Annotated in this window: 10 protein-coding genes and 1 pseudogene; 2 read left to right on the forward strand and 9 right to left on the reverse strand. The window is 65.5% G+C overall.

The window, feature by feature from the left end; translation table 11 throughout:
• From GQ56_RS0107285 to GQ56_RS0107300, 4 genes and pseudogenes are all read right to left on the reverse strand, one after another.
• Positions 1 to 311 (reverse strand): annotated as a pseudogene (locus GQ56_RS0107285) (multidrug transporter); the annotation flags it as partial.
• A 2-nt stretch (positions 312 to 313) separates the two neighbouring features.
• Positions 314 to 3,505, reverse strand: coding sequence for an efflux RND transporter permease subunit (locus tag GQ56_RS0107290; RefSeq protein WP_031398022.1), 3,192 nt, complete (start codon positions 3,503 to 3,505; stop codon positions 314 to 316).
• A 15-nt stretch (positions 3,506 to 3,520) separates the two neighbouring features.
• Positions 3,521 to 4,777 carry an efflux RND transporter periplasmic adaptor subunit gene (locus GQ56_RS0107295; protein ID WP_031398023.1) on the reverse strand — a complete coding sequence of 419 codons (1,257 nt, stop codon included), beginning with the start codon at positions 4,775 to 4,777 and terminating at the stop codon, positions 3,521 to 3,523.
• A gap of 230 nt (positions 4,778 to 5,007) precedes the next feature.
• The gene (locus tag GQ56_RS0107300) at positions 5,008 to 5,886 is read right to left on the reverse strand and encodes a LysR family transcriptional regulator (RefSeq protein WP_031398024.1); all 879 of its coding nucleotides are present in this window, start codon (positions 5,884 to 5,886) and stop codon (positions 5,008 to 5,010) included.
• A gap of 613 nt (positions 5,887 to 6,499) precedes the next feature.
• On the opposite strand from GQ56_RS0107300, the gene GQ56_RS0107305 reads away from it, so the two are divergent.
• Entirely contained in the window at positions 6,500 to 7,462 is a 963-nt protein-coding gene (locus tag GQ56_RS0107305) for an AraC family transcriptional regulator (RefSeq protein WP_235212654.1), read from the forward strand.
• Positions 7,463 to 7,522: 60 nt separating this feature from the next.
• Here GQ56_RS0107305 and GQ56_RS0107310 read toward each other — a convergent pair whose 3' ends face one another.
• The 3 genes from GQ56_RS0107310 to GQ56_RS0107320 all read right to left on the reverse strand — a co-directional run bounded on the left by GQ56_RS0107310 (position 7,523) and on the right by GQ56_RS0107320 (position 11,282).
• Positions 7,523 to 8,494: an aliphatic sulfonate ABC transporter substrate-binding protein gene (locus tag GQ56_RS0107310; protein WP_031398026.1), complete on the reverse strand. Its 972-nt coding sequence runs from the start codon at positions 8,492 to 8,494 to the stop codon at positions 7,523 to 7,525.
• Between the two features lie 257 nt (positions 8,495 to 8,751).
• Positions 8,752 to 9,693 carry a LysR family transcriptional regulator gene (locus GQ56_RS0107315; protein WP_031398027.1) on the reverse strand — a complete coding sequence of 314 codons (942 nt, stop codon included), beginning with the start codon at positions 9,691 to 9,693 and terminating at the stop codon, positions 8,752 to 8,754.
• Between the two features lie 290 nt (positions 9,694 to 9,983).
• Positions 9,984 to 11,282, reverse strand: a complete 1,299-nt coding sequence (locus tag GQ56_RS0107320) for an adenylosuccinate synthase (protein ID WP_031398028.1) — start codon at positions 11,280 to 11,282, stop codon at positions 9,984 to 9,986.
• 140 nt (positions 11,283 to 11,422) lie between these two features.
• On the opposite strand from GQ56_RS0107320, the gene gcvA reads away from it, so the two are divergent.
• Entirely contained in the window at positions 11,423 to 12,328 is a 906-nt protein-coding gene (gene gcvA, locus GQ56_RS0107325; protein ID WP_031398029.1) for a transcriptional regulator GcvA, read from the forward strand.
• Positions 12,329 to 12,508: 180 nt separating this feature from the next.
• Here gcvA and GQ56_RS0107330 read toward each other — a convergent pair whose 3' ends face one another.
• Together GQ56_RS0107330 and GQ56_RS44055 are read right to left on the reverse strand one after the other, a co-directional pair.
• Positions 12,509 to 12,820, reverse strand: a complete 312-nt coding sequence (locus GQ56_RS0107330; protein ID WP_031398030.1) for a hypothetical protein — start codon at positions 12,818 to 12,820, stop codon at positions 12,509 to 12,511.
• A gap of 778 nt (positions 12,821 to 13,598) precedes the next feature.
• Positions 13,599 to 13,919 (reverse strand): hypothetical protein, encoded by a 321-nt coding sequence (locus GQ56_RS44055; RefSeq protein WP_152601677.1) that lies wholly within the window; start codon positions 13,917 to 13,919, stop codon positions 13,599 to 13,601.
• Positions 13,920 to 14,962: the final 1,043 nt, after the last annotated feature.

Below are 14,962 nucleotides of genomic sequence, written 5' to 3' on the forward strand. Positions count from 1 at the left end.
TACTGCCCGCGCGCCGCCTCGATGTTCAGCACCGACACGCGCAGGTCGCGGTTGTTCTTCAGCGCGATCTCGATCAGTCGCTGCAGGCGCGGATCGACGAAGAATTCGCGCCAGCCGATGGCGGTTGCCGCCTGGCCGTTCGCGCTGCGCGCGCCGGCCGCACCCGGCTGCGTCGCATAGACGCCGCTCGCCGGGTACGCCTGCGCGACGGGCGCGTCAGGCCGCTTGTAATGCGGCGCCATCGTGCAGCCCGTGGCGAACAGCGCGGCAGCCAGTGCGGCCGCGCTTGCAGTCAAAGCGTGTTTTTGCATCGTTAGTGCCCCTTCGAATCGTGTGCGTCGCCGCGATCGCGCTGCAGGTCGCCCTGCACGAGACGCCATGCGTCGTCGACGTTTTCCGTCTCGCCGCTGAAGATCGCGCGAACCCTCACGAAGAACATCGGGATCATGAAAATGGCGAGGAACGTCGCGGTAATCATCCCGCCAATCACACCTGTGCCGATTGCATGCTGGCTGGCCGAACCCGCGCCGTTGCTGATCGCGAGCGGCAGCACGCCCAGCATGAATGCGAGCGACGTCATCAGGATCGGGCGCAGCCGCAAGCGTGCCGCCTCGATCGCCGCACGCACCGGCCCCATGTTGTCCTTCGTCTGCAACTCGCGCGCGAACTCGACGATCAGGATCGCGTTCTTCGCGGACAGGCCCACGGTGGTCAGCAGGCCGACCTGGAAGAACACGTCGTTCTCGAGGCCGCGCAGCATCGTCGCGAGCAGCGCGCCGACCACGCCGAGCGGCACGACCATGATCACCGAGAACGGAATCGACCAGCTTTCATACAGTGCCGCGAGACACAGGAACACGACGAGGATCGAGATCGCGTACAGGATCGGCGCCTGCGAACCGGACTGGATTTCCTGGAACGACAGGCCCGTCCACGAATAGCCGATACCTTCCGGCAGCTTGCTCGCGAGCGCTTCCATCGCGGCCATCGCCTGGCCGGTCGACTTGCCCTCCGCGGCCTGCCCCTGGATCTCGATCGACGACACGCCGTTGTAGCGTTCGAGCTTCGGCGAACCGTACGTCCAGTGACCGGTCGCGAACGCGCTGAACGGCACCATCCCGCCCGCACTGTTGCGGACGTACCAGATGTTCATGTCTTCCGGCGTCATCCGGAACGGCGCGTCCGACTGCACATAGACCTTCTTGATCCGGCCGTCCGTATCGAGGAAGTTGTTCACGTACTGCGACGCCCACGCGATCGAGAACGTCTGGTCGATCGCGGCAGCCGTGACGCCCAGCGCATTCGCCTTCTCGCGATCGATGTCGACCTTGTACTGCGGCGTATCGTTCAGGCCGTTCGGACGCACGAGCGCCAGCGCGGGATCCTTCGCGGCCATGCCGAGCAACTGGCCGCGCGCGGCCATCAGCGCTTCGTGGCCGAGACCGGCGTTGTCCGTCAGCTCGAAGTCGAAGCCGGCCGCCGTACCGAGTTCGGGAATCGACGGCGGGTTGAACGGGATCACCATCGCGTCCTTGTACTGCGCATAGTGCGCGAAGGTCCGCCCGATCAGCGCCTGGACCTTTTGATCCGAACGCTGGCGATGCTCGTACGGTTTCAGCTTCACGAACACGAGCCCCGCGTTCTGGCCGCGGCCCGCGAAACTGAAGCCGTTGACCGTGAACACCGAATCGACCACGTCCTTCTCCCGGGTCGTCAGGTACGTGTTGATGTCGTCGAGCGTCTTGCCGGTCGTCTCCTGCGTGGAGCCGGACGGCGTCTGCACGATCATGAACATGTAACCCTGATCCTCGTCCGGCAGGAACGACTTCGGCAGGCGCACGAACATCACGCCGACCGCGACGAACACGGCCAGGTAGATCACGAGCCAGCGGCCCGAGCGGCGGATCACGTGATTCACGCCGCCCGTATAGCGATCGCGACTGCGATCGAAGGTCCGGTTGAACCAGCCGAAGAAGCCCTTCTTCTCTTCGTGATGCCCTTGCGGGATCGGCTTCAGGATCGTCGCGCACAGCGCCGGCGTCAGAATCAGCGCAACCAGCACCGACAGCACCATCGCCGACACGATCGTCAAAGAGAACTGACGATAGATCGCGCCAACCGAGCCGCCGGAGAACGCCACCGGCACGAACACCGCCGACAGCACCAGCGCCACGCCAACGAGTGCGCCGGTGATCTGGCTCATCGCCTTGCGGGTCGCCTCCTTCGGCGACAGCCCCTCCTCCGCCATCACGCGCTCGACGTTCTCAACCACCACGATCGCATCGTCCACCAGCAGGCCGATCGCAAGCACGAGGCCGAACATCGACAGCGTGTTGATCGAGAAGCCGGCGAGCCCCATGATCGCGAACGTACCGAGCAGCACCACCGGCACCGCGATCGTCGGGATGATCGTCGCCCGCAGGTTCTGCAGGAACAGGTACATCACGAGGAACACGAGCACGATGCCTTCGATCAGCGTCTTGACCACTTCCTCGATCGACAGGCGCACGAACGGCGTCGTGTCGTACGGATAGTGGACGACGAGACCGTGCGGGAAGTACTTCGACAGCTCGTCGATCTTGGCCCGCAGCGCCGTCGCGGTTGCCAGCGCGTTCGCACCGGTCGCGAGCTGAATGCCGAGGCCGGCCGTCGGCTGTCCCATGTACTTCGTGTCGAACGTGTAGTTTTCCGAACCCAGCGCCGCACGGCCGACATCCTTCAGGCGGACCTGGGACCCGTCCTGGTTGACCTTCAGCAGGATGTTGCCGAACTGCTCGGGTGTGCGCAGCAGCGTCGATTCGGTGATCGTCGCCTGCAGCACGGTGCCCGGTTTCGCCGGCGTGCCGCCGATCTGGCCGCCCGCGATCTGCACGTTCTGCTGCGTGATCGCGGCCGTCACGTCGGTCGGCGTGAGACTGTAGTTGGTCAGCTTGACGGGATCGAGCCAGATGCGCATCGAGAACTGCGAGCCGAGCAGCAGCGTCTGGCCGACGCCGTTCACGCGGCTGAGCGGATCGAGCACGTGCGACGCCACGTAGTTCGTCAGGTCCTCCTTCGACAGGCTGCCGTCCTCGGAGTTGAACGCGAACCACATCAGCCAGTTGCTGCTCGACTTCGTCACCTGCATGCCGAGCTGCTGCACGACCTGCGGCAGGTTCGGCGTCGCGAGCGACAGCTTGTTCTGCACCTGCACCTGCGCGACGTCGGGATTCGTGCCCGGCGCGAAGGTCAGCGTGATCGTCGCGTTGCCCGAGTCGTCGCTCGTCGACGACATGTACAGGAAGTTGTCGAGGCCGCTCATCTGCTGCTCGATCACCTGCGTCACCGTGTCTTCCACCGTCTTCGCGGAAGCGCCCGGATAGTTCGCCTGGATCTGGATCGTCGGCGGTGCGATCGTCGGATACTGCGCGATCGGCATCTTGAAGATCGATGCGACGCCGGCCAGCATCAGCACGATCGCGATCACCCACGCGAAAATCGGGCGATCGATAAAGAACTTGGCCATGAAACGGACTCCTTGTTATTGCGCGGCCGACGCGGCGGCCGAACTCGCAGCTGCATGGTCGGCCGTGCTCGCCGGCGCGACGCCGGACGCATTCGCGACGCCTGCCGGTGTACCGGCTCCGGCGTCCGGCGCGGACGCGAGCTGCGCGGGCACCGTCTTCACGGTTGCGCCCGGGCGCACCTTGTCGACGCCCTGCACGATCACGTGATCGCCCGCTTCCAGACCGCCTTCGACGACCCAGTTCTGGCCCTGCATGCCAACCGTCTTCAGCGGACGCGGTTCGACCTTGTTGCTCGCGTTCACGACCAGGGCGACAGCCTGCCCCTTCTGGTCATGCGTGACGCCGATCTGCGGCACCAGGAACGCGTTCTCGTTCACGCCTTCCTCAATCCGTGCACGCACGAACATTCCCGGCAGCAGCACCTTGCCCGGGTTCGGGAACACCGCGCGGATCGTCACCGAGCCGGTGGTCTGGTCAACCGTCACGTCCGAGAACTGCAGCTTGCCCTGCTCCGAATAGGTCTTGCCGTCCTCCAGGATCAGCGACACCTTCGCCGCGCCCGGGCCGGTCGTCTTCAGGCGCCCGCTCTGCACGTCCTGACGCAGCTTCAGCCCTTCGAGGCTCGACTGCGTGAGGTCGACATACACCGGGTCGAGCTGTTGCACCGTCGACATCAGCGTCGCCTGGCTCGCCTGCACGTACGCGCCCGGCGTTACCTGCGAGATGCCGACGCGGCCCGTGATCGGCGACACGACGTCGGTGTAGCCAAGGTTGATCTGCGCGGTATCGACCGCGGCCTGGCCGGCCGCGACGTCCGCCGCGGCCTGGCCTTGCGCGGCCACCGCGTTGTCGTAGTCCTGCTTGCTGACCGCGTTCGCCCCGACCAGCACCTTGTAGCGCGCAACCAGCGCGTTCTGCGTCGTCAGGTTCGCTTCAGCCTTCGCCAGCGTCGCCTTCGCGCTGTTCAGCGCGGCGATGTACGGCGCCGGGTCGATCTCGTACAGGCGCTGGCCAGCCTTGACGTCGGTGCCTTCGGTGAATTCACGGCGCAACACGATGCCATCGACCCGCGCGCGCACCTGCGCGACGAGAAACGCACTGGTGCGGCCCGGCAGTTCGGCGACGACCGGAACCGCTTGCGGCTGGACGGTGACGACGCCGACTTCCGGCGTTTGCGGCGGCGGCGCCGATTCTTTGTTCCCGCACGCGGCCAGGAAAACGGCGGCCGTTGCAGCAGTGATTAAGCGGTATGGAACCCGTTCGACGCGCATGGAGCGACCTCTCGCAAATAGACGACCTTCAATGGGAATCACCAGATCTCCTCGCGATCTGCACGCGCGGCCGGCATGCTGACGCTGCCCGTCCACCGCGAATGCCGATGCGTATTTCGGGCGTTCGATGCGCCCTGCGGAGCGTTCGTTTGCCGAACTGCTTCCGTATAAAACGAGCCGTGAGCACGCGGGCCGTCAGGCACGCGTTGCCGTGGAGGCCAACCGATCCGCTAGCTCGCGGGCCGGAACGCAGCGCCGGCGAATTCGACGAACGCGCGGGCGGCGGCCGGCATGCGCGCGATACGCGCATGCGCAAGCTTCAGCGTGACGGGCGCGAGCGGGCGAACCGGTGCGACGCGAACCAGCGTGCCGGCCGCCAGATCGGCGTCGACAAGATACGCAGGCAGCACCGCTGCGCCCATGCCGGCCACGGCCAGCCGCCGCGCCATCTCGAGATGCCCGACGCCCGGACTGCCGGGAGCCGTGTCGTGGCGAAGCGCAGCCGTCTCGCCGCCGGCTGCCGGCAGTTCGAGCCGCACGGTCGCGATATCAGGCCAGTCGACCGACGCAGCCGCACCCCCATGCGCGGCGACGTAACCCGGCGCCGCGACGCGCACGGATTCGTAGGCAGCCAGCGTATGCAGCGCATACGCACCGGAAACCGGCATGCCGTCGGTCAGGAATGCGACATCGACATCCTCGGAGGTCAGATCGACGTGCGCATCGGTCAGCGTCACGATCGGTCGCACGTCCGGAAACAGGTCGACGAAGCGATCGAGCAGCGCGCTCAATCGGCTCAGCCCGAACGCAACCGGCGCGGCAATGCGCAGTTCACCTTCGGGCTTGCTGCCCATCGCGACGAAACGACCGTCGATCTCGTCGATCGCGCCCAGAATCCGCTCCACGCGCACCAGATACAGCTCGCCGATTTCCGTCAGCGACTGATGGCAGGTGCTGCGTTGAAGCAGGCGTGCGCCGAGGCGCGTTTCCAGCGCATCGACCAGCCGGCTCGCCATCGCCGTCGACACGCGCAGCCGCGTCGCCGCCCGGCGAAATCCGCCTTCCCTTGCCACCGTCACGAATGCCCGAATCGATTGAAGTTGGTCCATTTGTCCGGATTTCCCTGCGCGGACGGCTGCCGCGACGCGCGCACCTGTCGCCACGTCGCGGCCGGCCCACAACGGTCCGGCCAATGCAGCGGCGCCGGCCCCGGCGACGCCGGGCCGGTCGACATGCTCGTGGCAGGCGCATACCGGCATGCAACGGACGCAAGCCGGCCTCGGTTGGCCCGATGCACGATCATTCGAATAGCAGTCCTGAATTCGTTCCAGCACATCCGACGGCAACACCGGCGGTGTCCGTCGAACCTGCGGCGTTCGTACCCGCACCGCCCGAGCGCACTGGAACACGTTTCTTTCAGCAGGTGCAATGGTATGAAAACCGCCGGAAAATGGCTTGCCCGATCCTGCGATTGTTTTGCCTTAATTTCCGAATTTGTGCGCCGCACACCGTGCATCGACGGGTCATGCACGCGTCGGCCATGCAGGTCAGGACGATCGGGCTAAATTCCGGCAGGTTTAGGCAATCGCGCGTCTGCGACTCGCCGTACGATGTGACCGCCTCACCGGCACCCCGGCCGCGCGCCCGACCGTGAATCGCGTTCGCGAGCCTTGCCCCGGCCACGCCGCCATCCGCTCACGCCATCTGGAGATTGACGCCCGAATGCCGCCGTTACCGCGCACCACGCCCGATCGCGACCCTCGGTCGCCGGTCCTGACGCCCTCGGTCCGGCTCGCGGACTTGATCGCCGCCTACGCGCCGCACGACGGCACGTTCGAACTCCCGGTGCGCGGCATGCGCATCGCGCGCGCATCGGCGTCGCCGCCGCACTGGCATCACGGCGTGCACCACGCATGCCTGAGCGTGGTCGGGCAAGGCGCGAAATCCCTGCGGGTCGGCGACAACGTCTATGCGATCGACGAATCGCGGATGATGGTCGCGACAGCGGACCTGCCCGTCACCGGCCGCGTCGCGCGCGGCGATCCGGCCGAGCCGTTCCTTTGCGTACAACTCGAACTCGACCCGGCCCGCATCGCGGCACTCACGCCGCGCGTGTTTCCGCGCGGGGTGCCGAGAGCCGTCGACTGCACCGCCCTCGACACGCACGACGCGCCGCCGGAAATCGTCGACGCGGTCATACGGCTGATGCAACTGATCGCACAGCCCGACGACATCGACCTGCTCGCGCCGCTGATCGTCGACGAGATCCTCATCCGGCTGCTGCGCGGCCCGTCGGGCGCGCGCGTCGCGCAGGTCGGCCAGGCCGACTCGACGACGCAACGCATCTCGCGCGCCGTTGCGTGGATTCGCGACCACTACCTCGATCCGATGACGGTCGACTCGCTCGCGCGCCAGGTGGACATGAGCCCGTCGACCTTCCATCATCACTTTCGTGCGGTCACGTCGATGAGCCCGCTACAGTGCCAGAAGGTGCTGCGACTGCAGGAGGCACGCCGCCTGATGTGCCTGTCGGCGATGGACGCGCGGCAGGCATGCCGCAGCGTCGGCTATGTGAGCGCGTCGCAATTCAGCCGCGAATACGCGCGCCTGTTCGGCGATGCGCCGGGCCGGGACGTCGTGAGGATGCGCGGCGAAGCGGTGCCGCTGCCCCGCGTCGCGCCGTAATCCGGCCGCGCGTCTGCCGGATGCCGGATGCCGGACGATGCTTGCGGCCGGCGGTGCCCGTCACGCGAGCGCGGGGGGCGCGGCCTGGCTGACGTCGACGCGCCTCGGCAGGATGCCGGCCTGGAAGAACACGTCCGCGATGCGCTGCTGATAGGCGAGCGTGTCGCGCGTGACAGGCTCGACACCGAAACGCGCGCGACGAAACGCGAGTGCCACAGCCGGCTCCGGAATCCCCCAAAGCTTCGAGAACTCGGCCGCGCCCTGTGCGCGGTTCGCATCGAGCCATCGCTGCACCGTCGTCAGCTCCGCCACCGCCACATTCAGCACGTCGGCATTGTGCTGCGCGTACGAGCGCGACGCAAAGTAATAGCCGCGATTCTCGACGAGCCCGGTACCGTCCGCGACGATGCGCGCGCCGAACGCTTGCTGAACCACCGCGAGAAACGGATCCCAGATGATCCATGCATCGACCGAACGGTTCTCGAACGCCGCTCGCGCGTCGGAAGGCGATAGCCAGACCGGCGTGATGTCCGCATAGCCGAGCTTCGCGGCCTGCAGCAGCCGGACCAGCAGGAAGTGCGTGTTCGATCCCTTCACCAGCGCGATGCGCTTGCCGCGCAGGTCGGCAAAGGTCCTGACCGGCGAATCCTTCGGAACGACGAGCGCCTCGGCTGCGGGGCCGGCCGGCGTCTGTGCGTAATAGACGAGCGGCGCGCCGGCCGCGAGCGCGAAGATCGGCGGCGCCTCGCCCACATCGCCGAAATCGATCGAGCCCGCGTTCAGCGCTTCGAGTTGCGGCGGCCCCGACGGGAATTCCGCCCACGTGACGTTCACGCCGAGTGTCGCAAGCTTGTCCTGCAGCGTGCCGCGCGCCTTCAGCAGGCTGAGCGGCCCTTTCTGGTAGCCGATGCGCAGCGTGCGCGCCCCGGCCGTACTCGCGAGCGCGAAGCCGGGATGCGCGGCGGCGCCCGCCGCGATCGCGAGGCCGGCCTGAAGGAGCCGGCGGCGATTGATGAATTGTCGATCAGCCATGTCGTGTCGGGTTCGATGACGGGGTGTGGCTTCGCGCGCAGGCATCCGGGGCGCGGTGAAGCGGGTCGAACCGATTCTAGGGGGTGGGCGCCGTGCATCGAACCAACGATGTCCGATATCGAAAGCAAGCCTGTTCATAAGGGCGCGCCGGTACGCGCGCACTCATGACGACACGACCGGCACCGGCTTCAAATGCAGGACTGCAGATTATTCGTCTCGACGAAGCGAAGCGGCGCACGCACCCGCCGTCGGTGCGTTCAGGAATGGCAGGAGGCGTGCAGCGCCGCCTCGTCGGCGGCCAGCATTTCAGGCACGCATTCGCGCAGGAAATCGACGAACGTACGGATCTTCGCGTCGAGATACTGCCGCGACGGATACAGCGTGTAGACCGTCAGCTTCTGCAGCCGGTAGTCGGGCAGCACGCGCACCAGCGCGCCGCTCGCCAGCGCGGGCACGGCAGACGACATCGGCAACGAACCGATCCCGAGGCCGGCGCGCAGCGCGGCGCCAAGCGCATCGGCGATGTTCACCTGGAAATCCGGCTGGGGCAGGTCGAATGTCTCGCGACCGTCGGGGCCGTCGAGATGCCAGCGATCGCGCGGGAACACCGGCGTGACGATCTGCAGACATGCGTGATTCGCGAGTTCGGCCACCGTGCGCGGCGTACCGCGCTCCTTCAGATACGCGGGCGATGCGCACAGCACGCTGTGCACGTCGCCGAGCCGCTGCGACACGAGCCCGGAATCGGGCAACTCCGTCGCGCTCAACTGCAGCGACACGTCGTAGCCTTCGTCGATGATGTCGGGCACGTGCTGCGACAGCGTCAGCTCGACCGCGACCGCCGGATAGCGCTGCCGGTATCGCACCACCGCCGGCACCACGTAGGCCTGCCCGAAGCTCGTGGTCGCGTGAACATGCAGCCGTCCTGACGGCTTCGCCTGGGCGTCGGCCGCCTCGGCTTCCGCTTCTTCGATATAGCCGAGGATGCGCTGGCAGCGGTCGAGATAGCGTTGCCCGGCATCGGTCAACGCGATGCGGCGCGTGCTGCGATTGAGCAGGCGTGTGCGCAGATGCGTTTCGAGCTGCGCGACCGACCGCGATGCATAGGCGGTCGTGATGTCCAGGCGATGGGCCGCGCTCGTGAAGCTCCCCTCCTCCGCGACCCGGACGAAAATGCGCATCATCTGTAACGTGTCCATCGACCTGTCCCCGGGATTGAGATCACGTCGCGCCACCGGGCGGCCATGGTGCCGGCGGCTCCGGCACTGGCCGGTCTGGCGCGAATTGTGCGGAACAGTACAGCAGCGTTGCCGGCATGTCCAGTTCGCCGTATGCAGCGTGATCCGGATGCCGAATCGTCTGGTCGAGCCGCCAGGCGTGCGGTATGTGGGCGCGACGCGAATGCGCCCGCAAGCGGGCGGCACCGGCTCGGCAAAAACGCCTTCGCGACCACGATGCCGCCCCGCGCTTCACATTCCTGTGTAGTGCATTACGAGGCGGGCGCTACGTCGAACGGATTGCCCGACACGATCGTGTCGTCGCGCTCCGCGCCGGTCGTGATCATCGACACCGGTGCGCCTGCGACCGCTTCGATACGTGCGATGAAATCCTGCGCGGCGCGCGGCAGCGCCGCACGCTCGCGGACACCCTTCACGGTGCCCTGCCAGCCGTCGAACTGCTCGTATACAGGCGTCGCGCGCGACTGCGTATCGAGGCTCGCGGGCAGATGATCGACCCGTGCGCCATCGAGCTCGTAGCCGACGCATAGCCGGATCGATTCGAAACCGTCGAGCACGTCGAGCTTGGTGAGCACCAGCGAATCGATGCCCGAGATCCTGACGGCCTGACGCAACTGCGCGGCATCGAGCCATCCGCAGCGCCGCGGACGCCCGGTATTGACGCCGAACTCTCCCCCGCGCGTGCGCAGCGTTTCGCCGGTGGCGTCGGACAGCTCGGTCAGGAACGGCCCGCCGCCGACACGCGTCGCATACGCCTTGGTCACGCCCAGCACGTGACCGAGCTTCGACGCGCCGAGCCCCGTGCCGGCTGCGGCCGCCGAGGCGACGGTGCCCGACGAGGTCACGAACGGGTACGTGCCCCAGTCGATATCGAGCATCACGGCCTGAGCCCCCTCGAACAGGATGCGCTCGCCGCGGTCGATGGCGTCGTTGAGGTCGGCCCAGACGGGGCGCACGAACGGCAGGATTTTCGGTGCGAGATCGACCAGCGTCGCCAGCATCGCGTCGCGCGAGTGCTCGGCAAGCCCCAGGCCGCGGAACCACGCGTTGTGATGGTCGACGAGCACATCGAGCTTGGCGGCGAGCCGGTCCGGCTCCGCCAGATCGGCGACCCGCAGGCCGCGACGCCCGACCTTGTCCTCGTAGGCCGGGCCGATTCCGCGCAGCGTGGTGCCGATGGGTTCCCCGCGCAGACGCTCCTGAGCCTCATCGAGCGCACGATGGATCGGCAGCACCAGCGTTGCGTTCTCCGCGATCGACAGATTGTGCGGCGTCACCGACAGCCCGAGCTCGGCAACCCGCCCGATTTCCGCGAGCAGCGCCTCCGGATCGAGCGCCACGCCATTGCCGATCACGCCGCGCTTGCCGCGGACGACGCCGCTCGGCAGCAGCGCGAGCTTGTACGTCTTGCCGCCGACGACCAGCGTATGGCCCGCGTTGTGGCCGCCGTTGTAGCGGGCGACCAGATCGGCCTGCGCCGCCAGCCAGTCCACGACGCGCCCCTTGCCTTCGTCGCCCCATTGGGCCCCCACGACCACCACGTTCGGCATGCTCTGTACTCCATGTGAGAAATTCAGACAGTCATTCGGCCAAGCCGGCCGTTTGTGTGCCATATTGGCAAAGCTGAAGCACCCGATCAAACGATTAAACCTGAACTCTCGTGTGAGTAAATTTCACGCGAAACGAATCGATGGCACGACGACTCCCTCCGTTGAACTCGCTACGCGCGTTCGAAGCGGCCGCGCGGCTCGGCAGCTTCACGCTGGCCGCCGACGAACTGTGCGTGACGCACGGCGCGATCAGCCGGCACGTTCAGCAACTGGAGGCGTGGCTCGGGCGGCCGCTGTTCGAACGCCACAACCGGCGGGTCGAGCTGACCGACGCGGGCCGCGCATACCTGGCCGAGGTCGGTGCTTCGTTCGACCGGATCGCGCTTGCCACGGCGCAGCACTTCGGCCACACACAACAGCGCGTGCTGCGCGTCAGCGCGCCGGCGACGTTTTCGTTGCGCTGGCTCGTGCCCAGGCTGTCGTCGTTCCAGGTCGCCCATCCGGCCATCGAGGTGCGCCTGTCGACGTCGAACGATCCGATCGACAAGCTGCGCGACAAGGTCGACCTGATCGTTCGCGGCGGCCCGCAGGCGATCGACGGCTACGTCGCCGAGGAATTCCTGTCCGAGGTGCGGCTGCCGGTGTGCTCGCCGAAGCTGCTGGACGGGCGCCCGTTGCTTACACCCGCCGATCTCGCCGGCTTCACGTTGCTGCACGCGGCAACCTATCCCGGCATGTGGCCGGAGTGGCTCGCGGCGGCCGGGCATCCGAATCTCGTGCCGCGACACGCGCTCACGCTCGAGCATTTCTACCTGACGCTGCAAGGCGCGCTCGACGGACTGGGCGTCGCGATGGGCCCGATCGCGCTCGTCGCGGACGACATCGCCGAAGGTCGGCTCGTACAGCCGTTCAGCGAACCGGCGCTGCCGCCGTGGCGCTACTTCACGTACGTGGCTTCCGCGCGCGCGAACGACGACGCCGTGCGGGCATTCAAGGACTGGCTGAAAGTGGCGGGCAATGCGGCTGCGTCGGGTGGGCGGAACTGACCGCATCGGCGGGCCGGTCAAGTACGCGAAGAAAGACAGGATGACGAATCGAATCACGCTTGCGTGAGAAACGCGTTTGTCTTCGTCGATGCGGGGGGAGACTGCTTGCGATCCGCGCGTTGGGACCAGGATGCACGAGGCAGGCCGCGGATCGAACCGCGGCCTGCCGCCGGACGACGGTTACTGGCTTGCGCCTACGCCGGCCTTTTTCTCTGCGTTCTGCAGGTTCTGCGGATAGTTCGGATCATTGGCCGCCGGCTTGTAACCGGCATCTTCGAGTTTCTTCAGCTCGGCAGTGTTCTTCGCACGCGCAGCCTTGTGCTCTGCCTTGCGCTGGGCCTTGGCCGCCTTGCGCGCCTGGCTCTTCGCCGCCTTGGCGTCCTGCGCAGCGGACGTGTCAGCGTCGGTCTGTGCAAAAGCAGGAACTGCCGCGCCGAACAGGAACGCGGCTGCGGTAGCAGCCAACGTGAGTTTTCTGATCTGGATTCGCATCGCTGAACTCTCTTTTCTGGTTTATCACGGATTGAAAGACCATCGAGATACCGCCCCTGTCCCGATCGGTTGTCATGTCGCGATCAGGACTTGTGCATCATAACCGCGTCGCGGAAAACCTGGCGCGAACGTGAAGACGCGATTGGGGATACACGTATGGGAGAAAACGTGGACGCCGCCCGACGGTCGGTCGGCGATGGCGCAGCGACGTGTCGCGTATCGGCGTGCCGTGCGACAGGCGCAAGCACCGACCGGTGTCGCGTGCGGATCGGTGCGGAGGACGGGTCATGGGCAGGCCGTGCGACGGAGCGTACCCGTGGTCGTCTCATGGGCGGTGTGATGTGGTTTGTCCGCACACGCGCATGCTTGGCGAGAGCCTCGCCCTGCGATGCATGCGCTCTGCAGCAGCAGGCAACCTGTGTGTCACGTTGCCGGTCGACCCGGTTCGGGCGACGGTTCCTCCCATAAACGGCCACGATTCGGTTCGAATGACGCTCAAGGCGATCGCATTGCATCGCCGTGATGCACGGTGGCCGTTCCTTAACCGGCCGCGGCATAGCTGCGCGACACGGAGGGCTATCCGGAGCCGTAAAACGCGTCGCAGGCAGATCCATGTGAGGAAAAGGACGGGCGCGTTACTTGTGGTGAGGATCCATGCCCGAATTGCGTCACGAATGTGCCAAGGGCACTCGGATGCCGCGACGCCTGTCTGGCTGGCCTCGTCCGTCGTGCGTTGCGGGAACCGCAAAGTAACACCTGTGAATCCAGCCGATGCAGTTCAAAAATGCATTTGGTCGCAACCCTGGGCACAGATTTCTGATTCGATGACTTCGTCCGCCATGCACAGCGTGCAGATCCTTTTGTGATCGTCGGGTCGGTGAGCCTTTACGGGATTCAAGGAAAAGGCGAAGGGTGAGAAGGTTCGGGATCGGCAAGCATGCTCGGTTGCGGTGAGTTCTTCGCCCTCCATCACTTCACGTTGCTCGACCGCGTCTACGAAATCGACCCATGAGCGTTTGGTTTGCTTGAGTGGCAGCGGATGCGACGGAGGTTTCCAGGGAGCCTGGTTGCCGGTTTTGGTGCCCCTGAACCACAGCATTTCCCTTCGGCTGATCCAAAGGTAGAAAGTTGGAGGACTCCGGGAGGTCGAAGCAGGTCGCTCCATTTTTCTCTGTGTACAGTCGACCGTCTGGATCTGGCATCGGGTGTGGATGACGCCTCGGAAAAAACTTGTTCGCGGACGCGACAGCACGAGTGCAAAAAACCATCCGCCTGCCGTCCGGGACGATTTCGAACTGCCGTGAGCGACACCGACGAGATTCGCATGTCAGGTAGACGATCTGTTTTGACGGTCGATCGCTGGGGCAAGCAAGGTCGAGGAACGTTTTCCTGGCTCCCATAAATGGGAACCTGTGCCTGAAAACGGTCGGTTTTCCCAGTTTTTCTCCCATAGGTTTATACGTATCAGCCGTTGTGAGTGTGTACTCACCTCTCTCGAGAGCCTTATCAGGCCTGAAGCGTGGGTGAAACAAGCCATCAGGCTGTGGATCTTCACGCGTTAGCAGGAGTATTCGCTCGCTTGCGGCACCAGAGACGGCTCCCTTTGGTAGCGGTTTATGGGGTTCGTCTTTCTGTGGCAGCACACGTGTGTTTACATCTTTTGTAAACCACGTTTACTTCTTTAACTACTTTTAGACGGCTCACAGCCTTATCAGACAAGGGTTTGGCAGGTGTTCGGTACCCATTTATGGGAGCACAGGTAGAAAGGTCTGGGGTTTCAGGTCTGTGGATTTGGGGTGAGGGGTACCGTGTTGTGGGGATTCAGGGTTGTGGATATGGGGAATGCGTAGCCGGTTATGGGAAATCAGCCCGGAAATGCATCAGGTAGCCGCCTATGGGAACGAAGACAGGTTGTCGTTTATGGGGCGTTCCTTGCGATCCATGAGCCGGCACGCGCACAGCGTTTTTCTTTCGGTAGCCGGTTATGGGATTCCGCACAGGTACCCGTTTATGGGTGCGAATTCTTGGCCTCCTGATTCCATTTTCCCGTTCCTCTCCGTCAGCACCTCCCATAGGCGGGATCGGTACCGCCCACAGGTGACCATGTATGGGGAATTTGATTGGTAGCCGGTTATGGGAGCG

This window comes from Burkholderia paludis, assembly GCF_000732615.1.
GTDB classification, from domain to species: domain Bacteria; phylum Pseudomonadota; class Gammaproteobacteria; order Burkholderiales; family Burkholderiaceae; genus Burkholderia; species Burkholderia paludis.

What these genes read in the sequence shown, in the direction of transcription:
- GQ56_RS44055 (WP_152601677.1), bottom strand. Translation starts at nt 13,919, where the DNA reads ATGCTGTGGTTCAGGGGCACCAAAACCGGCAACCAGGCTCCCTGGAAA.
- GQ56_RS0107305 (WP_235212654.1), top strand. Translation starts at nt 6,500, where the DNA reads ATGCCGCCGTTACCGCGCACCACGCCCGATCGCGACCCTCGGTCGCCG.
- GQ56_RS0107295 (WP_031398023.1), bottom strand. Translation starts at nt 4,777, where the DNA reads ATGCGCGTCGAACGGGTTCCATACCGCTTAATCACTGCTGCAACGGCC.
- GQ56_RS0107310 (WP_031398026.1), bottom strand. Translation starts at nt 8,494, where the DNA reads ATGGCTGATCGACAATTCATCAATCGCCGCCGGCTCCTTCAGGCCGGC.
- GQ56_RS0107290 (WP_031398022.1), bottom strand. Translation starts at nt 3,505, where the DNA reads ATGGCCAAGTTCTTTATCGATCGCCCGATTTTCGCGTGGGTGATCGCG.
- gcvA (WP_031398029.1), top strand. Translation starts at nt 11,423, where the DNA reads ATGGCACGACGACTCCCTCCGTTGAACTCGCTACGCGCGTTCGAAGCG.
- GQ56_RS0107320 (WP_031398028.1), bottom strand. Translation starts at nt 11,282, where the DNA reads ATGCCGAACGTGGTGGTCGTGGGGGCCCAATGGGGCGACGAAGGCAAG.
- GQ56_RS0107330 (WP_031398030.1), bottom strand. Translation starts at nt 12,820, where the DNA reads ATGCGAATCCAGATCAGAAAACTCACGTTGGCTGCTACCGCAGCCGCG.
- GQ56_RS0107300 (WP_031398024.1), bottom strand. Translation starts at nt 5,886, where the DNA reads ATGGACCAACTTCAATCGATTCGGGCATTCGTGACGGTGGCAAGGGAA.
- GQ56_RS0107315 (WP_031398027.1), bottom strand. Translation starts at nt 9,693, where the DNA reads ATGGACACGTTACAGATGATGCGCATTTTCGTCCGGGTCGCGGAGGAG.